Origin of the sequence: Microbacterium memoriense (assembly GCF_025398275.1) — a bacterium.
In the GTDB taxonomy this organism is placed as follows: Bacteria; Actinomycetota; Actinomycetes; order Actinomycetales; family Microbacteriaceae; genus Microbacterium; species Microbacterium memoriense.
This window is the reverse complement of the sequence record NZ_JAODOR010000014.1, coordinates 13,401-36,612: the sequence shown is the minus strand read 5'-3', so window position 1 is coordinate 36,612 and position 23,212 is coordinate 13,401. Positions and strand designations below refer to the sequence as shown.

General features: G+C 68.5%; 23 protein-coding genes, 1 tRNA gene and 1 pseudogene. 17 read left to right on the top strand and 8 right to left on the bottom strand.

Annotation, left to right across the window (positions count from 1 at the left end; all coding sequences use genetic code 11):
• The first annotated feature begins 11 nt into the window (after nucleotides 1-11).
• From rpmB to N4R40_RS11595, 5 genes are all read left to right on the top strand, one after another.
• A complete protein-coding gene (rpmB, locus tag N4R40_RS11615; protein WP_261607545.1) occupies nucleotides 12-248 on the top strand; it encodes a 50S ribosomal protein L28 in 237 nt (78 codons plus the stop codon).
• On the top strand, nucleotides 248-418 hold the full coding sequence (gene rpmG, locus N4R40_RS11610) for a 50S ribosomal protein L33 (RefSeq protein ID WP_005051772.1): 171 nt from the start codon (nucleotides 248-250) through the stop codon (nucleotides 416-418). Before rpmB ends, rpmG begins: the two co-directional genes overlap by 1 nt.
• A gap of 3 nt (nucleotides 419-421) precedes the next feature.
• The gene (gene rpsN, locus N4R40_RS11605; protein ID WP_261607544.1) at nucleotides 422-727 is read left to right on the top strand and encodes a 30S ribosomal protein S14; all 306 of its coding nucleotides are present in this window, start codon (nucleotides 422-424) and stop codon (nucleotides 725-727) included.
• Nucleotides 728-1,126: 399 nt separating this feature from the next.
• A complete protein-coding gene (locus N4R40_RS11600) occupies nucleotides 1,127-1,405 on the top strand; it encodes an HU family DNA-binding protein (RefSeq protein WP_203190217.1) in 279 nt (92 codons plus the stop codon).
• Between the two features lie 94 nt (nucleotides 1,406-1,499).
• Nucleotides 1,500-3,476 carry a bifunctional copper resistance protein CopD/cytochrome c oxidase assembly protein gene (locus N4R40_RS11595; protein ID WP_261607543.1) on the top strand — a complete coding sequence of 659 codons (1,977 nt, stop codon included), beginning with the start codon at nucleotides 1,500-1,502 and terminating at the stop codon, nucleotides 3,474-3,476.
• A 2-nt stretch (nucleotides 3,477-3,478) separates the two neighbouring features.
• Here the strand turns inward: N4R40_RS11595 and N4R40_RS11590 are convergent, their stop codons facing one another.
• Nucleotides 3,479-4,573: a hypothetical protein gene (locus N4R40_RS11590; protein ID WP_261607542.1), complete on the bottom strand. Its 1,095-nt coding sequence runs from the start codon at nucleotides 4,571-4,573 to the stop codon at nucleotides 3,479-3,481.
• Between the two features lie 43 nt (nucleotides 4,574-4,616).
• On the opposite strand from N4R40_RS11590, the gene N4R40_RS11585 reads away from it, so the two are divergent.
• Complete coding sequence (locus tag N4R40_RS11585) at nucleotides 4,617-5,999, top strand: ATP-dependent DNA helicase (RefSeq protein WP_261607541.1); 1,383 nt, start codon at nucleotides 4,617-4,619, stop codon at nucleotides 5,997-5,999.
• Nucleotides 6,000-6,117: 118 nt separating this feature from the next.
• Here the strand turns inward: N4R40_RS11585 and N4R40_RS11580 are convergent, their stop codons facing one another.
• Together N4R40_RS11580 and N4R40_RS11575 are read right to left on the bottom strand one after the other, a co-directional pair.
• Entirely contained in the window at nucleotides 6,118-6,768 is a 651-nt protein-coding gene (locus N4R40_RS11580) for a biliverdin-producing heme oxygenase (RefSeq protein ID WP_261607540.1), read from the bottom strand.
• A 45-nt stretch (nucleotides 6,769-6,813) separates the two neighbouring features.
• Entirely contained in the window at nucleotides 6,814-7,125 is a 312-nt protein-coding gene (locus N4R40_RS11575; RefSeq protein ID WP_261607539.1) for a DUF2470 domain-containing protein, read from the bottom strand.
• 80 nt (nucleotides 7,126-7,205) lie between these two features.
• On the opposite strand from N4R40_RS11575, the gene N4R40_RS11570 reads away from it, so the two are divergent.
• The gene (locus N4R40_RS11570) at nucleotides 7,206-8,456 is read left to right on the top strand and encodes a serine hydrolase domain-containing protein (RefSeq protein ID WP_261607671.1); all 1,251 of its coding nucleotides are present in this window, start codon (nucleotides 7,206-7,208) and stop codon (nucleotides 8,454-8,456) included.
• 16 nt (nucleotides 8,457-8,472) lie between these two features.
• Entirely contained in the window at nucleotides 8,473-9,342 is an 870-nt protein-coding gene (locus N4R40_RS11565; protein WP_261607538.1) for an EamA family transporter, read from the top strand.
• Nucleotides 9,343-9,350: 8 nt separating this feature from the next.
• On the opposite strand, the gene N4R40_RS11560 is transcribed toward N4R40_RS11565, so the two are convergent.
• Nucleotides 9,351-9,950, bottom strand: coding sequence for a TetR/AcrR family transcriptional regulator (locus N4R40_RS11560; RefSeq protein WP_261607537.1), 600 nt, complete (start codon nucleotides 9,948-9,950; stop codon nucleotides 9,351-9,353).
• 67 nt (nucleotides 9,951-10,017) lie between these two features.
• Between N4R40_RS11560 and N4R40_RS11555 the strand changes: the two genes are divergently transcribed.
• A complete protein-coding gene (locus N4R40_RS11555; RefSeq protein WP_261607536.1) occupies nucleotides 10,018-12,057 on the top strand; it encodes a beta-galactosidase in 2,040 nt (679 codons plus the stop codon).
• Nucleotides 12,058-12,115: 58 nt separating this feature from the next.
• Here the strand turns inward: N4R40_RS11555 and N4R40_RS11550 are convergent, their stop codons facing one another.
• Nucleotides 12,116-12,718 (bottom strand): TetR/AcrR family transcriptional regulator, encoded by a 603-nt coding sequence (locus N4R40_RS11550; protein WP_261607535.1) that lies wholly within the window; start codon nucleotides 12,716-12,718, stop codon nucleotides 12,116-12,118.
• A 112-nt stretch (nucleotides 12,719-12,830) separates the two neighbouring features.
• Here N4R40_RS11550 and N4R40_RS11545 point away from each other — a divergent pair, with 112 nt between their 5' ends.
• From N4R40_RS11545 to N4R40_RS11520, 6 genes are read left to right on the top strand one after another with little or no spacing between them, the layout of a single operon-like run.
• The gene (locus N4R40_RS11545) at nucleotides 12,831-13,655 is read left to right on the top strand and encodes a sugar phosphate isomerase/epimerase family protein (protein ID WP_261607534.1); all 825 of its coding nucleotides are present in this window, start codon (nucleotides 12,831-12,833) and stop codon (nucleotides 13,653-13,655) included.
• Complete coding sequence (locus tag N4R40_RS11540; RefSeq protein WP_261607533.1) at nucleotides 13,652-14,779, top strand: Gfo/Idh/MocA family protein; 1,128 nt, start codon at nucleotides 13,652-13,654, stop codon at nucleotides 14,777-14,779. The genes N4R40_RS11545 and N4R40_RS11540 overlap by 4 nt, the downstream gene beginning before the upstream one ends.
• 3 nt (nucleotides 14,780-14,782) lie before the next feature.
• Nucleotides 14,783-15,085, top strand: a complete 303-nt coding sequence (locus tag N4R40_RS11535; protein WP_261607532.1) for a Dabb family protein — start codon at nucleotides 14,783-14,785, stop codon at nucleotides 15,083-15,085.
• 50 nt (nucleotides 15,086-15,135) lie between these two features.
• Nucleotides 15,136-16,182 (top strand): NAD(P)-dependent alcohol dehydrogenase, encoded by a 1,047-nt coding sequence (locus N4R40_RS11530; protein ID WP_261607531.1) that lies wholly within the window; start codon nucleotides 15,136-15,138, stop codon nucleotides 16,180-16,182.
• Between the two features lie 29 nt (nucleotides 16,183-16,211).
• A complete protein-coding gene (locus N4R40_RS11525; RefSeq protein ID WP_261607530.1) occupies nucleotides 16,212-16,556 on the top strand; it encodes a DUF2834 domain-containing protein in 345 nt (114 codons plus the stop codon).
• A 44-nt stretch (nucleotides 16,557-16,600) separates the two neighbouring features.
• The gene (locus N4R40_RS11520) at nucleotides 16,601-17,266 is read left to right on the top strand and encodes a peptidase M23 (RefSeq protein WP_261607529.1); all 666 of its coding nucleotides are present in this window, start codon (nucleotides 16,601-16,603) and stop codon (nucleotides 17,264-17,266) included.
• Between the two features lie 278 nt (nucleotides 17,267-17,544).
• On the opposite strand, the pseudogene N4R40_RS11515 reads toward N4R40_RS11520, so the two are convergent.
• Nucleotides 17,545-17,760: pseudogene (locus N4R40_RS11515) on the bottom strand (aldo/keto reductase); the annotation flags it as partial.
• A gap of 40 nt (nucleotides 17,761-17,800) precedes the next feature.
• A tRNA-Gly gene (locus tag N4R40_RS11510) sits at nucleotides 17,801-17,874 on the bottom strand.
• 198 nt (nucleotides 17,875-18,072) lie between these two features.
• Between N4R40_RS11510 and N4R40_RS11505 the strand changes: the two genes are divergently transcribed.
• Nucleotides 18,073-22,239: an RICIN domain-containing protein gene (locus N4R40_RS11505; RefSeq protein WP_261607528.1), complete on the top strand. Its 4,167-nt coding sequence runs from the start codon at nucleotides 18,073-18,075 to the stop codon at nucleotides 22,237-22,239.
• 56 nt (nucleotides 22,240-22,295) lie between these two features.
• On the opposite strand, the gene N4R40_RS11500 is transcribed toward N4R40_RS11505, so the two are convergent.
• Nucleotides 22,296-22,535, bottom strand: a complete 240-nt coding sequence (locus tag N4R40_RS11500; protein ID WP_261607527.1) for a hypothetical protein — start codon at nucleotides 22,533-22,535, stop codon at nucleotides 22,296-22,298.
• Nucleotides 22,536-22,585: 50 nt separating this feature from the next.
• On the opposite strand from N4R40_RS11500, the gene dcd reads away from it, so the two are divergent.
• On the top strand, nucleotides 22,586-23,191 hold the full coding sequence (gene dcd / locus N4R40_RS11495) for a dCTP deaminase (protein WP_261607526.1): 606 nt from the start codon (nucleotides 22,586-22,588) through the stop codon (nucleotides 23,189-23,191).
• Nucleotides 23,192-23,212: the final 21 nt, after the last annotated feature.

Genomic DNA, 23,212 nt, shown 5'->3' with positions numbered 1-23,212 from the left:
GGAGTAGAACAATGGCAGCAGTGTGCCAGGTGACCGGGAAGATTCCTGGCTTCGGTCACAGCATCTCGCACTCGCACCGCCGGACGAAGCGTCGCTTCGACCCGAACGTGCAGAAGAAGACGTACTTTGTCCCCTCGCTGGGTCGCAAGATCTCGCTCAACGTCTCGACTAAGGGCATCAAGGTCATCGACGCCCGCGGCATCGAGTCCGTTGTCAAGGACCTGATCGCGAAGGGTGTGAAGCTCTAATGGCCAAGAAGGCTCAGGACGTACGTCCGATCATCAAGCTGCGCTCGACCGCCGGCACGGGGTACACCTACGTGACGCGCAAGAACCGCCGCAACAACCCCGACCGCATCGTGCTCAAGAAGTACGACCCGGTGATCCGCAAGCACGTCGAATTCCGAGAGGAGCGTTGATCCATGGCTAAGAAGAGCAAGATCGCGCGCAACAACCAGCGCGAGGTCATCGTCGCTCGCTACGCCGAGAAGCGTGCCGAGCTGAAGAAGACTCTCGTGGACCCGAACGCCACCGACGAGGCCCGCGAGGCCGCTCGCGTCGGCCTGCAGAAGCTGCCGCGCAACGCGTCGCCGGTGCGCCTGCGCAACCGTGACGCCATCGACGGTCGCCCCCGTGGCCACCTCTCGAAGTTCGGCATCTCGCGTGTCCGCTTCCGCGACATGGCCCACAAGGGCGAACTGCCCGGCGTGACCAAGTCGAGCTGGTAAGCACCCGCTTCACGAAGGCCCGGATCTCCTCGGAGATCCGGGCCTTCGTCGTTTCGGTGGCTCACGCCGCGTGGCTGGCGCGCACCAGATTCGGACAGAGTCGCCAGATTCGGATGCCGGAGGGCGCGCGCCGCCGAATCCGGTGACGGCATCCGATTCTGGTTGCGGCGGCCCGGGCGCGGGGGAGGTCGTTGACGAGGGTGAAGAGGGCCACACGAGGCCACATTCGTCACATTAGGTGGCGACACGCCGGGAAAAGATGGCCGAACGGGGTCGAAATCCGCGATTTTCCGCGGTTTCTGGGTATATTCAGGGACGGTCCACCCGACCAAACCGGAGGCTCGCCCCCGGTCCGAAGTAACTAAAGTCGGCACTCGCTGCTGGCTGGAGGACAACCCCATGGCTATCACCAAGACCGAGCTCGTTGCCAGCATCGCTTCCGCGACCGGACAGAGCCAGTCCACCGTCTCCGGCGTGCTGGATGCTCTCTTCTCCTCCGTTTCCGAGGCTGTCGCCAAGGGCGAGAAGGTCACGATCCCCGGCTGGATCGCCTTCGAGCGCGTCGAGACCTCCGCTCGCACGGGCCGCAACCCGCAGACCGGTGAAGAGATCAAGATCGCCGCCGGCCAGCGTGTCAAGGTCACCGCCGGTTCGAAGCTGAAGGCGGCCGTGAAGTAATTCACGTACACCCTGTGAAGGGGGGATGCCCACTCGGGCATCCCCCCTTTCGCGTGCGGCCGGGGGTCCATCCCGGCCGACGTAGGCTGGACGGGTGAACTCCCGCGCGCTGCGTCTGGCCGGACCGGCGATCCTCGCCGGGGCCGCCCTGTTGGCGCTCATCGCCGGTCTGCTCTACGGCGGCGGCGCTGCGCCCCTGCTGATCGCCGACCCCGGCCCCGTCGTGCGCTGGGGCCTGCCGATCGCGACCCTGACCGTGAACCTGTCCGCCGCCGGGATGCTGGGATCCCTGGTCCTCGCTCTTTTCGTGCTCCGTTCGGGGACCGAGAGCTTCGACACGGCGCTGGATACGGCATCCGTCTCGGCAGCCGTGTTCACGATCGCGAGCGCGAGCACGGCCTTCCTGACGTTCATCAACATCTTCAATGCGGCGCCCAGCGCCGATGCCGAGTTCGGGCAGTTGCTGGGTCGCTTCCTCGTCGACACCGAGCCCGGGCGCGCGTGGGCGATCACCACGATCGCCGGCGCTGCTCTCACGGTGCTGACCTTCGCCGTGCGTAGCTGGACGGCGACCCTGGTCGTCGCGGCGCTTGCGGCGGCTTCGCTCATCCCGATGGCGACGCAGGGCCACTCGGGCGACGAGTCGGGCCACAACACCGCCGTCACGGCCCTGGCGCTCCACATCCTTGCGGCGGCCGTCTGGCTCGGCGGGCTCCTGCTCCTCGTCATCGTCCGTCCGAAGCTCAGCAGGAATGAGCTCGCGGACGTCCTCGCGCGCTATTCCAGCATCGCGCTGGCCGCGTTCGCCGTCGTGTCGCTCTCAGGGATCGCGCGCGCCGTCGTGGGCCTGCTCTCCTGGGAGAATCTGCTCTCGTCATACGGCGTTATCCTCGCCGTCAAGGTCGTCGCCCTGCTCGGAATGGGGGTCCTCGGAGCCTGGTATCGCCGCCGGGTCATCGGCCGCATGCGCACAGCCGAGCCCGGGCATCGGTTCTGGGGACTGATCGCGCTCGAGCTCGCCTTCATGGGCATCGCGAGCGGCGCCGCCGTGGCTCTGGCCCGCACACCTCCGCCCGTCGACACGAGCTTGCCGCCGGTGCCGACACCCGCGGAGGTGCTCACCGGGTCGGTCTTGCCGCCGGAGCTCACGATCACGCAGTGGTTCACGGCCGTCGACATCGATGTCCTGTGGGCGTTCGCCGTGGGGTTCGGCCTGTTCTTCTACCTCGTCGGCGCATGGCGCCTGCACCGTCGCGGTGACCGGTGGCCGCTGTACCGCACGATTCTCTGGGTGTGCGGGCTGCTGCTGCTGCTGTGGGTCACGTGCGGTCCGATCAACGCGTACCAGGACTACCTGTTCAGCATGCACATGATGGGGCACATGCTCCTGTCCATGGCGATCCCGATGCTCCTCGTCGCCGGGGCGCCCGTCACCCTCGCCGCGCGCGCGATCGACAAGCGCGCCGATGGGACGCGCGGCGGCCGCGAGTGGATCCTGTGGGCCGTGCACACGCCGTTCTCGCGCGTGATCACGCATCCGCTCTTCGCCGCGGCCCTGTTCATCGGGTCACTGTGGATCTTCTACTACACCGACCTGTTCCGCTGGTCGCTCTACGACCACATCGGCCACGAGTGGATGGTCGCGCACTTCCTGATCACCGGATACCTGTTCGTCCAGTCGCTGATCGGCATCGACCCGGTGCCGTACCGCCTGCCGTATCCGTTCCGCTTGCTGATCCTCATCGCGGTCATGGCGATGCACGCGTTCTTCGGCATCGCGATCATGATGAGCTCGGGCCTGTTCGTCGCGGAGTGGTTCGGCTCGATGGGCCGGACGTGGGGCCCCACGCCCCTCGAGGACCAGTACACCGGTGGCGGCGTCGCCTGGTCGATCGGCGAGATCCCGACGCTCATCCTCGCGATGACGGTGGCGATCCAGTGGAGCCGCAACGACGACCGCGCGCAGAAGCGTGCGGACCGGCAAGCCGATCGCACCGGCGAGGCGGAGCTGGGCGAGTACAACGCGCGCCTGCAGGCGCTCGCCGATCGCGACGCGCGCGCCGGGCGCTGAGCTCAGTCGGTTCCGGCGACGGTGATGGATGCCGTCCCGTCCGGCAGGATCGTCACCTCACCCGTGAGGAAGAACGGCACGTCTTCGTCGACCGGGGTGATCGACCCGTCGAAGATCGACTGAATGCCGACCTGGATGTGCGCGGTGGCCTCGGTGCGTTCGATCGTCCAGTTCGCGCCCGCAGGGGCGAGAGTGATCGCCGGTTGCTGCGCCATGGTCCACACCGGAGCGTCCACGATGCGGTTGCGCACGGTGAAGCCGAACGGGCAGCCGGTGGGCTGAAGCACCTGCTGCGTCGTGCACGAGTCGAGGAAGGCATGGACCTGCTCCTGCACGACCGCAGTGAACTGCGCCGTGGGTTGGGTCTGGAGGTCCACCGGGATATCGGCCGCGGGGGTGTCGGAGAGGACAGCGACGCCGGGGCTCGCCGAGATAGGCGTGTCTATCTCGATCGAGTACAGCCCGGGGGAGAAGACGAGCAGGGCCACCGGGGCGAGCGGATCGGCATCCAGCTGTGCCGGGGAGACCTGACGCTTGTCGACCTCGAATCCGTTCACCTGGAACTGCATCGCGCCGCGTACCGTGAGGTCGATCACGGCGAGCGGGCTGTCGGTGAAGCGCCACGCCGGCGCGATGCCGAGCCATCCGGCCTGTCGTACGCGGAAGGTGCTCTGCCCCGCGTAGGTGCCGGCCGTGTACGCGACCGTGACGAGGGTCGTGCCGTCGTCGCCCGGGACCTCGCCGATGCCGGTGGCATCGGTCAACGGAGCGAGGGCGTCGCGGCGCAACAGAGCGTCACTCGCGCTCGTGAAGAGGTCTGCGTTGGGTACGGTCGCGGAGTCGATCGCGACACCCGGGAGGGCGAGGGCGTCGGCGGCCTGGCCACGTCCGAGGAGATCGAGATAGTTCAGGACGAACGCCGTCGGGCTGTACAAATGCCGGTACATCAGGATGCCGGTGGTCCCGATCGCGCCGGCCAGGAGCACGCCGATGAGTGCCAGCGCGGTGAGGTCGAACGCGAGCCCGCGACGACGGCGTGATCTCACGGGCGGTGGAGTGGCGGCATCCACCCCGCTGCGCTCCTCGATCACGTCCATGGCTTCAGTCTAGGAAAGGCGCCTGATGGTTAGCATGGTGAGGATGAGCGCGCCGTCCCTGTCTCCCGAGCAGGAAGCGCTGTTCCGTCTCATCGAGGACACCCGCGAGCACGTGTTCGTCACCGGCCGTGCCGGCACCGGCAAATCGACGCTTCTGCAGCACCTCGCGTGGAACACCGACAAGCAGATTGCCGTGTGCGCGCCGACGGGTGTGGCGGCTCTCAACGTCGAAGGGCAGACGATCCACTCGCTGTTCCGTTTGCCGATCGGTCTCATCGCCGACAGCGAGCTCGAGCAGTCCGAGCCGACGCGCAAGATCCTCAACGCGATCGACACGCTCGTCATCGACGAGATCTCGATGGTCAACGCCGATGTCATGGACGGGATCGACCGGTCACTGCGGCAAGCGCGGCGTAAGAGGTCGGAGCCGTTCGGCGGCGTGCAGATCGTGATGTTCGGCGATCCCTATCAACTTTCGCCCGTGCCGCCGCGCGGCGATGAACTGCGCTACATCCAGGATCACTATCGGTCGTTCTGGTTCTTCGACGCGCAGGTGTGGGCGGGGCCCTCGGCCGACGGGTCCGCGATCCGCTCGGACGGATTGCTGGATCTCGGCCGGGTGGGCGCGCCGCTGCACATCCGCGAGCTGCGCGAGATCCACCGCCAAGCCGACGACGGTTTCAAGGCGATGCTGAATGCTGTGCGCCACGGCGTCGTCACGGCGGAGATCGCCGGCGCGCTCAACGCGGCCGGCGCGCGCGTGCCTCCCGAGCCCACCGGTGACGAACCGCCGATCATCACGCTGGCCACGCGCAACGACATCGTCAACCGCATCAATCAGCGCCATCTCGACGCGCTGCCCGGGCCGGTGCAGACGGCGCGGGCCGAGATCAGCGGCGATTTCGGGCGGGGGGATGCCGGGTACCCGGCCGACGCCGATCTCCAGCTGAAGGTCGGGGCGCAGGTGATGTTCCTCCGCAACGACATCGCGGGGTACGGCGGCGACGGGCCGCGCTGGGTCAACGGTTCGATCGGGACCGTGATCCGGATCGCGGGGACGTCGGTGCGCGTCGAGCTCGACGGCGAGGAGCACGACGTCGAGCCGGCCGTGTGGGAGAGATTCCGGTATGCGTACGACCCGGGGTCGCGCAAACTCAGCCGTGACATCGTCGCCGAGTTCACCCAGTTTCCGCTGCGGCTGGCGTGGGCCGTGACGATCCACAAGTCGCAGGGGAAGACCTACGACCGTGCGATCATCGACCTCGGCTCGGGCGCTTTCGCCCCCGGCCAGACCTATGTCGCGCTGTCGCGCCTGACCTCGCTCGACGGTCTGTACCTCTCGCGACCGCTGCGCCCCGCCGACATCCTGGTCGACGCGGACGTGCGCCGCTTCATGGCCGGCGTCCGCGCCGCCGCCGCCCGCTGACCCGGCATCCCCGCCCGAACTTCCGCGAGACACCGTTGGTGCACCGAGACACGTGCGCACGGCGGGTGTCTCGGTGCAGCGACAGTGTCTCGCGGTCGGAGGAGGAGCGCGCGCGGGGTTAGGCGGCGGTCGACTTCGCGGCGGCCAGGTCCAGGAACAGGTCGGTGTTCAGCTGGTAGGCCAGCAGCACCTCGTCGATCACGCGCTCGCGTTCGTCGGCATCCCACCCGGCAGCGTCGAGCTGCTCGCGGTAGACATCCTTGAAGGATGCCGGATCGGCGATCTCGGCGAACACATAGAAGCCGATGCCATTGGTGTCGAACCCGAACTGGCGTGCCATCAGCTTGCCGATGAACTGCCCGCCCGACAGGTCGCCGAGGTACCGCGTGTAATGGTGCGCGACGAACCCACCGGGCCAGGTCGCACCGACCTCGTTGATGCGATCGACGTATCGGACGGTCGTCGGCAGCGGCTCGATGCGCTCCCGCCAATTCGGCCCGATGAGGAAGGCGAGATCGGCCTCGAGCGCCGGCAGGCGGGTGAGCTTGTCGCTGAGGAACGGCGCCGCGATGGGCGACTCCTTCATCCGGTCGGTGGCACCCTCGAGCGCCTCGTAGATGAACCAGTGCTGGGCGACGAGGGCGACGTAATCCTCGCGCGTGCCCTTGCCGCGTATGAGGTCATCCATGAAACCGGCATGCTCGCTGCCGGAGTGCGCGGTGCGGGACCGCTCGCGCAGAGCGGTCGAAAAGGAGATCGTGTCGGTCACGTCACCGACTATAGCGGAGTTAGGTACAGCTAACCTGAAGCTTTTTCACTCGTGCGGCCGAGGTGTGATCCCGAGGCGTGCGCACGCGGCGTCATAGAGTGCCACGATCTCGCGGCGCACCTCGCGTCGTTCGGTGATCGGCCCTCCGGGCCACGGCACCGAGATGACGTCTTCGGCGCCGTCGGCCGTGATCACATGCCATTGCCCCCGATCGCCGTCGAACGTCGTCATCTCGGAGTGGACGACGTCGGCGAGCGGGGAGAAGGCCCGCGCGATGAGGAGGTTGTCGTCGATGTGGTCGTTGTTCATGTGTCCGAGGACGCCCGAGAGCGCTTCGGGCTCGAAACTGTGCGGCATGCGTCCACCTTAGGCACGCAGATGATCGGGCCGGTATGTGATGTGATCTACGCTGGAAGCAACACCATTCGGGGGTGAATATGCGGCGTTCCCACTACACGCGTCGGCTCGTCGCGTTCGTCGGCGCAGCCGTCTTGCTCTTCGGAGTATCCGCGTGCGCCGCGGACTCTGAGATCGAGGTCGAACTCCCCACGCAAGTGGATGCCGCACTCCCGGACGACACGCAAGCACAGCTGCAGGCGGCCATGGACCGGGCCATCGCGGCGACCGGGTCCAGCGGTGCGATCGTCGGCGTGTGGGCGCCCTGGGCGGGATCCTGGGTCACGGGAATCGGGACATCGACGCCGGATGGCGAGCCCGTGACGACCGACATGACCTTCAAGGCCGGCGCGACGACACGCGCGATGACCTGCGACGTGTTGTACGCGCTCGCCGCGGAGGGCACGGTGAATCTCGACGATGCCGTCACCGACTGGGTGCGTGGCGTCCCGATGGACAGCGAGATCAGCCTCGGCGAGCTCTGCGACTCGACCGCCGGTCTCGGCTCGTACACCGATCGACTGACCGGACGCATGCTGGCCAATCCCGCACGCAACTGGAATCCCCGCGAACTCCTGGCCTACGGCACAGCGCAGGGGATCGGCGGCGACTCCGGTGCGACCTTCCGCGATTCATCCACCGGATATCTCCTGCTCGGCCTGGCGTTGGAGAATGCGTCCGGCATGTCGGCAGCGGCGCTGTACGAGGACTACATCGCCCAGCCGCTCGGACTGACGCAGACGCAGTTGGCATCGACCAGCACCTCGACGCTCCACGGGCTGCTGTCCGGTGATGTCGACGGCGCGGTCGCCTGCGCGGCACCGACCGACGTGACCGGATTGTCGCCGTCGGCCGGGTTCACGGCATCCGGCGTCGAAACAGATGTCACCGAGCTCGGTCGCTACGTGCAGGCTCTCGCGATCGGCGCGCGGGCGTACGACGACGATGCGCGCTTCGAGAGCCCCTTGCCCGTCGTAGCCGATGGCCCGGCATGGTTCACGGCGAGCGGCGGTGCCTACCAGGCCGGTGACCTCATCGGGCAGTACGGATCCGTGCCCGGATACCTCACCGCCGCCTTCGCCGACAAGAACACCGGCATGAGCGTCGTGGTCGTCCTCAACAACTCCCGCGCCGGCGCTGACGTCGCGCGCGTGCTGGCGTGGGAACTCGCGGCGGTCGTGTCCAAGGTTCCCGCGGCGGCCGGGCAATCGGCGCCGGAGGCCGGTCTTCCGTGGACGGCCGAGGACATGTCGGCGCAGCTCGCGGCCGCGGCCGTCTGCCCGATTCCGTGATCGTGCTCGCCCGGTCGTGAAGACGACCGCCCCCGCGGCCGTCGCGCTGGTCGTGATCGGTCTTGCGTGCCAAGAAGTCGGCGCCTCGCTCGCGTATCTGCTGTTCGACGATGTCGGGCCGCTCGGTATGGTCATGCTGCGCTTGGTCTTCTCGGCGATCGTTCTGCTGCTGATCGCCCGTCCGCGGTTGCGCGGTCACGGGGCCTCCGCCTGGCGCGGTGTGCTGTGGCTCGGTGGCGTGCTCGCGCTCATGAACGGCCTGTTCTACCTCGCGCTCGAACGTCTGCCGCTCGGGATCACCGTGACGATCGAGGTGCTCGGGCCACTGGTCCTGTCGGTCGTCGCGAGCCGGCGTCGCTCGGCGTGGCTGTGGGCCGCGCTCGCCCTGGCGGGTGTGATTGCTCTCGGCGGCGGCGGATGGGACCGCCTCGATCCGATCGGCGTCCTCTTCGCGCTCGGTGCGGCGGCGACGTGGGCGTTCTACATCCTCGCGTCGGCCCGCGTGGGCGCCACCTTCCCGAAGCTCGACGGGTTGGCGCTCGCGATGGTCGTCGGCGCAATCGTGTCGCTCCCGTTCGGTGTCGTGGATGCCGGGGGCGCACTGCTGCGGCCGGAGATCCTCGGGATCGGCGCGGCGGTTGCCATCCTCAGCTCGACGATCCCGTACGCCCTCGAACTGATCGCACTGCGCCGGCTACCGGCATCCGCCTTCGCGATTCTGATGAGCCTGGCGCCGGCGACTGCGGCGCTCGCGGGTTTCGTCTTGCTCGGTCAACACCTCGCGTGGCTCGAACTGGCGGGGATCGCGCTCGTGATCACGGCCTCGATCGGCGCCGTCCGCGCGACCGGCCGCGCCGCGCGCGTCGTCAGTGAGCCGGTGGGCTGAGGCAGGAATCACTCAGGTCGAACGGCGGGTACCAGCAGCGCGTCGAGCAGCAGCCGCATCGCGGCGACCGGGTCGCTGCCGTCGGCGAGCCAGCGGATCTGGATCCCCTCCCACCCGCTCATGATCAGCTGCCCGAGCCGCTCCGGATCGCCGTCCGTCGTGATTCGCCCCGCGACGCGGTCGAACGAGATCAGCTCGGCGTACGTCGCGGTCACCTCGGCGTACCGCCGCAGCAACCAGGCGTGCGCCTCATGCTCGGGATGCGTGGCTTCGGCCGAGACGATCGAGAACATCCGGACGAGTTCACGGCGCTCGAGGTTCCGCTCGACGATCGCAAGAATGCCGGGGACGAAGCCGTCGCGCCGAGACTGCCCGGTGAAGTCGGGGTTGGCGGCATCCTCCTGCTCCAGCACGGCTTCCAGGAGAGCGACCTTCGTGGGGAAGTGGTGCATGAGGGTCGTGAGGCCGAGATCGAGATCCTTCGCTATCTGCCGGAGGGATCCGCCGTGGTACCCGTAGGCGGCGAACACGGCGGTCGCCGAGGCGATGATCTCGCTGCGACGCTCGGCCGTTTTGGCGTACGGGCCGCGGCGGCCGGGATCGGTCATGGGTTGAGGCTAGCGGGTTTCGTTGTAAACCGTGCAACTGCACGTGTTTGGGATATAGGCTGAGACCATGGCAACGGATGCAACGACGTATCAATGGGTGAAGGATGGCGCTCTCGGCGCCGGGAAGATGCGCTACGGCGCGGACTACAACCCGGAGCAGTGGCCCCGCGAGGTGTGGGCCGAGGACGTCCGGCTCATGCGCGAAGCGGGCGTGAACATCGTCTCGCTCGGGATCTTCTCCTGGGCACTCCTCGAGCCGCGCGAGGGTGAGTGGGACTTCGGCTGGCTCGATGACATCATCGACCTGCTCCACGAGAACGGGATCGATGTCGACCTGGCCACCGCGACGGCGTCGCCGCCTGCGTGGCTGACGACCAAGCATCCCGAGGTCCTGCCGGTGACCGTCGACGGCACGATTCTCTCCCCGGGCGGTCGCCAGCACTGGCGTCCCACCTCGCCGATCTTCCGCGAGTATGCCCTGCGGCTCGTGCGCCAGCTCGCGACCCGCTACGCCGATCACCCCGCGCTCGTCGCGTGGCACATCGGCAATGAGCTCGGGTGCCACAACCTCTACGACTTCTCCGACGACGCCGCGCGGGCCTTCCGCATCTGGCTGCAGGAGCACTACACCTCGCTCGACGCGCTCAACGACGCGTGGGGCACGGCGTTCTGGTCGCAGCACTACAGCGAATGGGATGAGATCCTCCCGCCTCGCGTCGCCGCCGCGCAGCGCAACCCCGGTCAGCAGCTGGACTTCCAGCGGTTCTCGTCCGACGCGCAGCGCGACCACCTGCGCGCCGAGGCCGCGCTGCTGGGGGAGCTCACCCCGGGTGTCCCGCGCACGACGAACTTCATGGTCGCGCAGAACATCCGCGACATCGACTACCCGTCGTGGACCGGCGACGTCGACTTCGTCTCGAACGACCACTACCTGCGTCCGGGTGCCCGCGGCCGTGACGACCTGTCGTTCTGGGCGAACCTGACCGGAAACATCGCCGAGGGACGGCCGTGGTTGCTCATGGAGCACGCGACGAGCGCCGTCAACTGGCGCGAGATCAACCCGCCCAAGCGTCCCGGCGAGCTCATGCGCGATGCGCTCACGCACGTCGCGCACGGCGCCGACGGCGTCTGCTACTTCCAGTGGCGCCAGTCACGCGCCGGCGGCGAGCGGTACCACTCCGGCATGGTCCCGCACGCGGGCGCCGACAGCCGGGTGTTCCGTGACGTCGTGGCGCTCGGCGCCGAGCTGCAGGCGATCGCGCCGTTGACCGGTGCGCACCGTGAGAAGGCCCGCGTCGCGATCGCGTTCGACTACATCTCGTGGTGGGTCAGCGGCCGCGACTCCCACCCGACCGAGCTGCTGCGCTACGACGAGGAGGCGCTGAGCTGGTACTTCGCGCTGCTCGACCTCGGCATCCGTGCGGACGTCGTGCCGGTCGATGCGTCATTCGACGACTACGACGTCGTGATCGCGCCGATGCTGCATGTCGTGACCGACGACCTGCGCGCGCGCCTCGAGCAGATCGTCGCGGACGGACGTCACCTCGTGACGACCTACTTCTCCGGCACGGTCGACGAGTACGACCGTGTGTGGCTGGGTGGATACCCCGGTGCCCTGCGCGAGCTCGTGGGCCTCACGGTCGAGGAGTTCGTGCCGCTGCTGGCGCCGGAGAAGCTGGCCTCGGGTGCGTCGGCGACGAACTGGAGCGAGCGGATCATCCGCCTCGGTGACGACGTCGAGGTGCTCGACACGTATGCGTCCGGTGACCTGGCGGGGGAGCCCGCCGTGACCCGGCGCCGCGTGGGTGCGGGGTCGGCGACCTACGTTTCGGCCGATCTCGGCGTCGAGGGCGTCACGGGTGTGCTGCGCTCGCTCGCGGGCGACATCGATGCGCTCCGCGGCGATGCTCGGACGCAGGACGGTCGCCTCGAGGTCATCACGCGGGCGGCTGACGGCATCCGGTACGAGTTCTTCGCGAACCGCACCGACGAGGTCGTCACGCTCACGCCCGCCGGTGCCCGCTTCGGGACGGATGCCGGTGCCCCCGGCGCCACGATCGAGATCCAGCCGCGCGAGGTCGTGATCGTCACCGAGCCGGTGGCGTAGCGCCCCGCCGGCCACGCGGCGTGCACGCGGGCGGTGGATGCAGTTCGCACTACCCGGCTCAGGTGGGTGGCTGGAGGAGCGCAGCGAAGCTCCGCAGCGTGTTTTCGAGCTCGAGTGAGGGCTCCAGGAGCCACTGGATCTGCAGGCCGTCGGAGGACGCGACCAGCAGTGCCGCGATGTCGGCGGCGGGGACGTCGGTGCGGATGCGTCCGGCGCGCTGGTCGGCCTCGAACTCGGCCGTCAGTCGAGCCCGCAGGCGCTCGAAGCGGGTGGAGAAGTGCTGCTTGCCGACGTCGCTCCCGGCTTCGAGCGACGCGGCCAGGAGAGTCGTGTAGAGCTGCACGAGGCCGGGGACTTCGACGTTGGCGACGGCCGCCTCGACGAGCGCCTCGACGCCCGTGCTGGATGACGGCGCCAGTGCTGCCCGCTGCGCCTCGGCGTGCGCGTACACGGCGACCAGCAGCTGCTCGCGCGAGTCGAAATAGTGCAGCAGTGCGGCGTGCGACACACCGAGGGCTTCCGCGATGCGGCGCAACGATGTGCCGTCGGCTCCGCGTTCCTGGAACACGCCGATCGCACGGTCGAGGATCTCTTGCCGACGTGCGACGCCCTTGGGTTGGAGGCCGGGTCGACCCAGCGCGGCGTCGGCGGATGCTGTCATGCGACCAATCTAGTCGAGCGACAACCCAAGAACCTCCACATGGAGGTTTTGTGTTATCTTCGACGGAAGCCGTTCGCGGCGCTTCCGAACAACGACGTACGAAGGATTCACCATGGCCCTCCCCGCGGCATCCGTCCAGCTCTACACGCTGGCGAACGAGTTCAGCGCCGATCCGCAGGGATCGCTCGACCGCCTCGCCGAGATCGGCTTCAGTAACGTCGAGGCCTTCGACTTCGTCCGCCGCCCGGCCGAGATCCGCGCCGCCCTCGATGCGAGTGGTCTCGCCTCGCCGACCGGACACGCGCCGCTCCTGTCCGACCAGCTGTGGACGCCGGACGGCGCCATCCCGACCCCGGAGCCCGAGGTCGTCTTCGCCGCGGCAGCCGAGATCGGCATGACGACCGTGATCGATCCGTTCGTCGACCCGGAGCGTTGGCTCACGGCAGACGGCGTCGCCGACATCGCCGAGCGCCTCAACCGGGCCGCCGAGCAGGCCGCGACTTTCGGTCTGACGGTCGGCTATCACAACCACGCGCAGGAGTTCGTGGCCTCCTTCGACGGCCAGACCGCGTACGCGCGCTTCGTCGAACTCACCGACGCGCGCGTCGAGCTCGAGCTCGACCTCTTCTGGGCACTGACCGGCGGACAGGACGTCCCCGCGCTCGTGGCCCAGCTCGGTGACCGCCTCACCGCCGTGCACGTGAAGGACGGCGTCGTGCCGACAACGAACCCGTGGGCGCCCGGCGCCGGCGAGTTCGGGTCCGCGAGCCTCGATCAGCGTCACGCCGGCACCGCCGACGTCCCGCTCGCCGAGGCGCTGCGGGCGGGCACCGGCATCCGCTACGCGATCGTCGAGTACGACAGCGCACCCGGAGACGTCTTCGAGGACATCGCTGCGAGCCTGGCTTTCCTGAAGAACGGCGGGTTCGTCGCATGAGCGGCCGCCTCGGAGTCGGCATCATCGGTGCCGGCGTCATCAGCCAGACCTACCTCGAGAACCTGACCTCCTTCCCCGACGTGGACGTCGTCGCGATCGGCGATCTCCTGCCCGAGCGGGCGCAGGCGAAGGCCGACGAGCACGGCGTCGCCTCCTGGGGGACCCCCGAGGATGTCCTCGCGAACCCGAGCGTCGACCTCGTGGTCAACCTCACGATCCCGCAGGCGCACGTCGAAGTCTCGCGGCAGGCGATCGCCGCCGGCAAGCACGTGTGGACCGAGAAGCCCACGGGTCTCGATCGTGAGAGCACGCGTGCCTTGCTGGATGCTGCGGACGCCGCCGGTGTGCGCTTCGGCGCCGCGCCCGACACGATCCTCGGCCCCGGATTCCAGACCGCCAAGCGCGCAATCCAGGACGGTGTGATCGGCACTCCGCTGTTCGTGCAGACGGCGTTCCAGACCCAGGGCCCCGATCTCTGGCATCCCGAGCCGGCGTTCCTGTTCGCCGAAGGCGCGGGCCCGCTCCTCGACATGGGTCCGTACTACTTCTCCGCGCTCGTCAGCCTGCTGGGCCCGATCGCGGGGGTCGCGGCGCACGGTTCGCGCTTCCGCACGGAGCGCCAGATCCACGCGGGGCCGCGCGCGGGCGAGACCTTCCCCGTGGAGGTTCCGTCGACCGTGCAGGTGCTCTCGACGTTCGCCGGCGGACAGTCCGGCACGCATCTGCTGAGCTTCGACTCCGCCCTCGAACGTCACGGGATCATCGAGATCCACGGCACGGAGGGCTCGCTCGTTCTGCCCGACCCGAACCGATTCGAGGGACGGATCGCGTTCGTCAAGCCGCTCGGCGTGATCCGCGACGGCATGAGCGTCGACCAGGAATGGATCGAGATCGAGCAGCAGGGCACCGTCACCGGCCGAGGCCTCGGCGTGCTCGACATGGCCCGTGCGATCGCCGAGGACCGACCGCACGTCGCGACCGGCGAGCTCGGCTACCACGTGCTCGATGTCCTGCTCTCGGCGCAGGACTCGGCATCCACCGGGCAGTACCTCGAGATCGACAGCACCGTGGCCGAGGTGCCGCTGCTCCCCGCCGGCTTCGACCCGTTCGCGGCTGCGCTTTAAGGCATGGCCGCTATCCAGCACACCGTCGTCTTCCGGCTCGCGCACCCCGCGGGATCGGAAGCCGAACAGGCCTTCCTCGCCGCCGCGCGCGACGTGCTCACCTCGATTCCCGGGGTGACGGAGTTCCGCATCAGCGACCAGGTGAGCCCGAAGAGCGACCTGACGTTCCAGTTCTCGATGGTCTTCGCCGACGACGCGGCCTACCGCGCCTACAACGAGCACCCGACCCACGTCGCCTTCGTCGAGGAGCGCTGGGGGAGCGAGGTCGCGGAGTTCCAGGAGTACGACTTCACGCGCCGCGCCTGAGCGCCGTCGCGATTCGTCGCCGTCGCGATTCGTCCCGAAAGGACACCCTCATGCCCACGACCGTTCGCGCCTACGCTGCGCCGTCCGCCACCGAGCCGCTCGTCCCCACGACGATCGAGCGCCGGGACGTCGGCGAGAACGACGTGCTGATCGCCATCCGCTACGCCGGGATCTGCCACTCCGACATCCACACGGTGCGGGGCGACTGGGGCAAGATCGCCTACCCGCAGGTCGTCGGGCACGAGATCGCCGGCGAGGTCGTCGAGATCGGCGCCGGGGTGACCTCGTTCGCCGTCGGTGACCGCGTCGGGGTCGGATGCATGGTGAACTCCTGCCGCGAGTGCGAGAACTGCCGCGGGGGCTTGGAGAACTACTGCGCGAAGGGCAACACGGGCACCTATGCGTCGGTAGACCGCGACGGGACGATCACGCAGGGCGGATACTCGACCCACGTCGTCGTCGACAAGGACTTCGTCCTCCGCATCCCCGAGGCGATTCCCTACGAGGCGGTCGCGCCGCTGCTCTGCGCCGGCATCACCACGTACTCCCCGCTCGCGCACTGGAACGCGGGCCCCGGCAAGAAGGTCGCGGTCGTCGGCATGGGCGGCCTCGGACACATGGCCGTCAAGATCGCCGTCGCGATGGGGGCGGACGTCACCGTGCTGTCGCAGTCGCTGTCGAAGCAGGCGGATGGCCTGGCCTTCGGCGCGAAGCACTATTACGCGACGAGCGACAGCGAAACGTTCCGGACGCTCGCGAGCACGTTCGATCTGATCATCAACACGGTCTCGAGCGCCGAGCTCGATATCAACGCCTACCTGAAGCTCTTGCGCCTGGACGGCACGATGGTGAACGTCGGGGCTCCCCCGGAGCCGCTCCCGGTGCGGGTGTTCACCCTGTTCAACAACCGTCGTTCCTTCGCCGGATCCTCGATCGGCGGCATCGCCGAAACGCAGGAGATGCTCGACTTCTGCGCAGAGCACGGCGTTGCGCCGGAGATCGAGCTCATCTCCGCCGACCAGATCAACGAGGCGTACGAGCGGGTGCTCCGCTCCGACGTCCGCTACCGCTTCGTGATCGATACCGCGACGCTCTGACGCGCTCGGCGCCGTGGCATCCTGGCGCTATGACCCGTGATTGGACCCCGCTCGCTCTCGTCTATCTGGCGCTCGCCGCCATCGGTCTCATCTGGACGTGGACGTTCAACATCCTCGCGATCACGCAGATGGTCGATTTCGTCGGCGATCTCGTGAACAGCGGGCCGGCGGTGTCGTCGATCACGGTCGACCTCCTCGTGGTGGCGGTTGCCGGCGCGATCTTGATCATCGTCGAAGCGCGTCGCATCGGCATGAAACGTGGCTGGCTGTACGTGGTCGTGTCGGGCGTGACGGCGTTCGCGTTCGCGTTTCCGTTGTTCCTGGCGATGCGGCAGCGGCATCTCACCCGGCGGGCTCGCGCGGCCGCAGAGTAGACCGCGGTCGGCGAGCGGCCAGGATCGCGTGACATGATCCGCAGGTGGCTTCTTCGGCATCCCGCGCTCGGCGCACCGCGCCGCGAGGTCCGAGTGCGCGAGCGCTCGCCGCGCGTCGTCGGGCCCGGGAGGTGCGCCGCCGCCGGTGGACGATTGCCGCCGCGGTCGCGGGGGTGCTCGTGCCGTCGCTGGCGCTCGGCGGAGTGGCTCTCGTTCACGCGACGGCCGAACCTCTCGCCCCGCTCTCGGCGGCCGAAGTGACGTGCCAGGCTGTGGAGTCCTACAGCGACGCGCAATGGGTGCACGCCGAGACGATCGTCGCGGCAGGGCGGGCTCTCGGCGCTTCCGAGCGTGACCAGACGATCGGCGTGATGACGGCGCTGGGGGAGTCGAGCCTGCGCAATATCGACTACGGCGACTGGGAGACGAGCGGGGTGACCAATCCAGACGGCACGCGCACGACCTCGATCGGGCTCTTCCAGCAGCAGGACAGCTGGGGAACGCGGGAGGAGCGCCTCGATCCGCACACCGCGGCGATCCTCTTCTATCGGGCGATGGTCACCCGTGTGCCCGAGCCGGAACGGTCGGCGCTCGAGCCGACGCTGGTGGCCCATCGCACACAGGTCAACCGCGACCCGCAGCACTACGCACGGTACTGGGAGCGTGCGCAGCAGCTTGTCTCCGCCATCGCCCAGGGTGGATGCCGGTAGCCCGCGGCCGCTCCCGCATCCGCAGGCCGCTCGTCCGCCGCGGCGGGTCGGCTCAGCCGGCCACGCTCTATGGAGCGGCCGCCGTGCCCACAGGCAACCCGGCCGCACGGCCGGGTAGGCGGGGTCGTGCGGGGCGCTACGGTTAGCCTTCGATCATGACTTGGACGGACCGGGAGTAGACGATTGCGCGCATGCCGGTAGTGCAAGGCGCTCGGCCGCGCGTGCATTCATCGCCCGCCGGAGCCGCGCGACGATTCGAAGCGTAATCGGGTGGAGGGTCAGTCGAAGAGTCCGACCGACTCTGACAGCCGCGTCACTTCATCGGCGGTGAGTTCCAGGTGGGCGGCGTTCGCCGAGTCGGTGATGGATGCTGCACGCCGCGCACCCGGGATCGGGATGACATGCGCGTCGAGGGCCAGTTCCCACGCGAGCACGGCCTGCTGAGGGCTGACGCCGTGCGCATCGCCCACCTCGCGGAAGACCGAGAACCGGTCGCGCGCTGTACCGCGGATGTCGCGGAAACAAGAGGAAAAGTGGAGGGACTGACGGGAATCGAACCCGCGCTATCTGCTTGGGAAGCAGAAGTTCTGCCATTGAACTACAGTCCCGAAACGCCCGAAGGCGCCCCGCCAGCTTATCGTGTCTGCCCGCGGTCGCCGCACGACAGGTGTCGCGCTCGGATCTGAGTAAATCCTTGCAGACCGGACGGATGTGCGGCTGACCTCGCTCAACAAGGGCATGTTGACGTAAACATGCTTCCTCCACCCCCTCTCGCAGCCGCGCTTCGTCGCGGCGAGAAAAGGTCCATGACAATGAAGTCACAGCGCGCACTCGCGGCACTGACCATCGGAACGCTCGTCGCAGGAGGCCTCGCCATTGCGGCACCCGCCGCCGTCGCGGCGCCGACACCCCTCACCATCACGCCGAACCCGGCGTACGCGGGCGAACCCTTCGAAGGGTGGGGGACGAGCCTCGTCTGGTTCGCGAACGCGACGGGCAATTACCCCGAGGATGTCCGGCAGGACCTCTTCGACAAGGTCTTCGGCGACGAGGGCCTCCGGCTCAACATCGCCCGCTACAACATCGGTGGCGGCAATGCGACCGACGTGCCGTCCTACCTCCGACCCGGTGGCGCCGTCGAGGGATGGTGGAACCCCGATCTCGGTGCCACCGACGCGCAGGGTGAGATCACGGCGACCTACGCCGACCGCGACCGGTATGCGGCGGCCTGGGATGCCGATGACCCGGCCAGCTATGACTTCACGGCCGACGAGACCCAGCGCTGGTGGATCGACGCTCTTCGCGATCGCATCACGACCTGGGAAGCGTTCAGCAACTCCCCGCCCTACTTCCTCACCGAGAGCGGCTTCGTCTCGGGCGGCATCAACAACGCGACCTCCGAGCAACTCGCCGTCGCCGACATGGAAGACTTCGCGACGTACCTCACGACCGTCGTCGAGTACATCGAGGCCGAACACGACATCGACTTCAAAACCCTCGACCCGTTCAACGAGCCGAACACCAACTACTGGTCGACGCGGCTCGGCGCGAACGGCTGGCCGACGTCGGCGAGCCGGCAGGAGGGCGCGCACATCGGCCCGTCGCGGCAGGACGCCATGATCAAGGTCCTCGCCGAAAAACTCGCCGACGAGGGCACCACGACCGACGTCGCGATCTCGGCGATGGATGAGACGAACCCGTCGATCTTCACGACCAACTGGAACGGCTGGTCCGCCGCGGCGAAGAGCGAGGTCGACCAGCTCAACGTGCACACGTATGGCACCGGCGACCGGCTCGTCGTGCGCGATATCGCGAAGGCATCCGACAAGCCCCTGTGGATGAGCGAGGTCGAAGGCAACTGGGATCCGGACGGCTTCAACCAGGTGAACATCGAGAACGGCCTCGGCATGGCCGGCCGCATCGTCGACGACCTGCGCGAGCTCGAGCCGAGCGCCTGGGTGTTCTGGCAGCCCGTCGAGGACCTCTACAACATGGAGAAGGTCGAAAACCTCAACTGGGGCAGCATCTTCGTCGACTTCGATTGCAACGCCGAGGGCAACTCGGAGCGCCGGCTCGCGGATGGCGACGCCGACCCGTCGTGCCAGGTCCTGACGAACGCGAAGTACAACACGGTGCGCAACTTCACGCACTACATCCGTCCGGGCGACCGTCTCATCCCGACGAGCGACACGCAGAGCACGGCCGCACTGTCCTCGACGGGCGACGCGGCCACGATCGTGCACGTCAACTCGGGCACGAGCGAGCGCGCGCTGACCGTCGACCTCTCGAAGTTCGGCACGATCGCTCCCGGCGCCACCGTCACGCCGATCGTTACGACCGAGTCGCCGGCGAGCGACGTCACCGCGAACGGCCTCGTAGCCGGTCAGCCGGTGTCGGTGGATGCTGCCACCCAGAGCGCGGTCGTCACCGTCCCGGCGCAGTCCGTGACCACGCTCGTCATCTCCGGTGTCAGCGGCGTCGCGGTCGATGCCCCCCAGTTCGAGGACGGCCACAGCTACCAGCTCGTCGGCGTCCAGAGCGGCCGCGCCCTCAGTGGAGAGGCGAACGTCACGATCCGCTCGGCGGCGACGACGACGGATGCTGCGAAAGCGCAGACCTGGACCGTCCAGACGCTCTCGGGCGACGGCACCAACCGTGAGCGCGTCGCGCTCGTCAACGGCAACGGCCAGTATCTGGCGGTATCCGGCACCTCGACGGCCCTCGTCGCCGCGTCGGGGGAGCAAGCGGCCGCCGAATCGCGACTGCAATGGATTCCGTCGTCGACCGATGGCCGCACGTTCTCCCTCGTGAGCGTCTCCGCCGAATGTGTGCTCGACGTCAACGGTCAGGGGACCGCCGACGGCACGACCGTCGGAACCTGGACGTCGAACAACGGCACCAACCAGCGCTGGACCCTCGCCGACACCGAGGTGACGGGCGTCCGCCCCGTCACCTCCAGCACGATCGTCGGCACCCCGCCGCAGCTGCCGGCGCAGGTGACGCTCGTCTATCGCGGCGGCGTCGAGCGTACGGCGGCCGTGGTGTGGAACACCGACGGCGCTGATTGGAGCAGCCCGGGATCGGTCACGGTGGCGGGCTCCGGCACCGACCTCTTCGGCTCTTCCTTCGAGGCCACGGCGACGGTCGAGGTCGGCGGCTTCGCCGGCACCGACCCGGTGTCGCTGACGACGTATGCGGGTGCCTCGCTCGCCGCGGTGCAAGCCGCCGCCCCCGCCACGGTGCCCAGCCGGATCGGTTCGAGCGAGAACCGGTTCCCCGCATCGGTGACGTGGGACTGGAGCGCGCTCTCCGACGCCGATTTCGCCGCACCGGGTGTGGTCGTCGTGCCGGGTAGTGCGGCATCCAACCAGCCCGACGCCCCGAGTCTCGAGGCGACGCTCTCGGTCATCGTGACCGCGCCGACCCACGCGAACGTCGCTCCGACGTCCACCGCGTCGGCGACGTTCACCGAAAGCTCGTCGTACAGCGTCGACCGGACGAAGAACGGCATCCTCGACGACAAGGGGTGGTCGAACTGGCGGTCGGGAACGAAGAACGCGCAGGACACCCTGACCTATGCCTTGCGCGAGCCGGCATCGCTCGGGTCGGTCGCCGTGCACTTCTACCGCGACGGTACCAACAGCTGGGCACGCCAGCTGCGGGTCGAGACGCGGCTCGGATCGGGCGCGTGGACACAGACCGCGACGATCCCCGTCACGGCTCCCGCGACCGGCCCTGCGCCGATCGTCGAGGTGCCGCTCGGCGGGGTGAAGGCCGATCAGGTGCGCGTCGTGATGGATGCGCACCCCGCGACGCACATGATCGTCTCGGAAGTACGGATCCTGGCAATTGCCCCGTCGCCGGCCGGTGTCACAGATCTCGCTCGGCTGACGCTGGACACGGCTCCGCTCGAGGGTTTCTCGGCCGACACGACGGCGTACTCCGTCGAGCGGGTCGGTAGCGCGTGGCCCCGGATTGGCGCCGTCGCGGTCGATTCCGCGGCGCGAGTCGACATCGTCCAGCCGGCGGATGCCGGGGGCGCCGGATCGGTGCGGGTGACCGCGCCCGACGGCACGGTGCGCACCTACACCGTGACGGTGAGCCGCACGGTGGCGCTCGCCGACCCGACGATCAGCGGCGACGCCCTCCTAGGTGAGACGCTGACCGCCGGGGCAGGTACGTCCGACCCCGCCGCGGCGACGATCGCGTTCCAGTGGACGCGGGACGGAGCCGACATTGCGGGCGCCACCGGTGCCTCGTTCCGAGTCGGTGCTGCCGACATCGGACAGGCCATTGCCGTTCGGGCCACGGCATCCGCCCCCGGATTCACGGATGCGTCGGCGACGTCGCAGCCCGTCGTACCGGTCGAGGTGCAACCGGGCGACGGCTCGAAGGCCGCGCCCGGTCGTGGGGTGCTGTCGTCCGACAACGGGTGGGACACCGGGCTCCAGGACGGCGACTACGCGATCACCATGAACCTGTGGTGGGGCACGAACGCCACGCTGCTGAAGCTCTACGAGAACGGCACGCTGATCGCGACGAAGCGCCTGACCGCGGCGACTCCGGCGGCGCAAGCTGTCTCGGTGCCGATCGCCGGACGGACGAACGGGACCTACGTCTACACGGGCGAACTCGTGAACTCGTCGGGCACGACCGTCACTCAGCCGGTCGCGGTGACGGTTCGCGACGCGAACCCGGGCAAGCCCTCGCTCAGCCACGACAACTGGGACCGGGACGGGGGCTTCACGCTCACCGCGGACCTGTGGTGGGGGACGAACGCGACGTCGTATGTCTTCTATGAGGGCTCGACGGCCATCGCATCGGGCGACCTGACGGCGGGCACCCCGGCCGCCCAGCGCGCCACGGCCGCAATCACCGGCGCGAGTGTGGGCAAGCACGTCTACACGGTCGTGTTCACGAACGCGGCCGGCGCGACCACCAGCGCGCCGATCACGGTGACCGTCGCGCGGTGACCTGAGAAACGAGAACGGCGGGTGGATCCTTCGATCCACCCGCCGTTCTCGTTCGGTCAGCGCTGCGGCGGCGCGCCCGGGTACGACTGCGGCGGCATCGGCGGGCGGTACCCCTGCGGCGCGAACTGCTGCCCGGTCTCCTGCATGGCGAGCTTCACCCCGTTCTTCACCGCGGTGCGCATGATGAGGTATCCGAGCCACAGCATGAGAGCGAGGATCGCGAGATAGATGACGATGGCGATGAGGAAGAAGCCGATGCCGAATCCGGCGGCTGCTCCTGAATAGTCGGGGTTCATGCTCGCAACCTATCGCGAGCGAGATGCCTGCCCCCGGGTAGGCTGGCCGCGTGCTGCTCAGCGACCGCGATATCCGAACCGAGATCTCCGCCGGACGGGTCGCCCTCGACCCCTGGAACCCCGAGATGGTGCAGCCATCCAGCGTGGATGTGCGGCTCGATCGCTACTTCCGGCTTTTCGACAATCACAAGTATCCGTTCATCGACCCGGCCGAGGACCAGCCCGATCTCACGCACCTCATCGAGGTCGCGCCGGACGAGCCGTTCATCCTGCACCCGGGGGAGTTCGTGCTGGGGTCGACGTTCGAGCAGATCACCCTCCCCGACGACATCGCTGCGCGCCTCGAAGGGAAGTCCTCGCTCGGCCGGCTGGGGCTCCTCACCCACTCGACGGCGGGCTTCATCGACCCGGGCTTCTCCGGTCACGTCACGCTCGAGCTCTCCAACGTCGCGACGCTGCCGATCAAGCTGTGGCCCGGTATGAAGATCGGGCAGCTGTGCTTCTTCCGCTTGTCGTCGCCCGCTGAGAATCCTTACGGCACGGGCCCATATCTCAACCGGTATCACGGCCAGCGGGGGCCCACGGCATCCCGTTCGTCGCAGAACTTCCACCGCACCGACGTCGGCGCCACACAGGCCGGATCGCTCGGAGGCTGATCGCCGGCGCCGGTGTCTCTC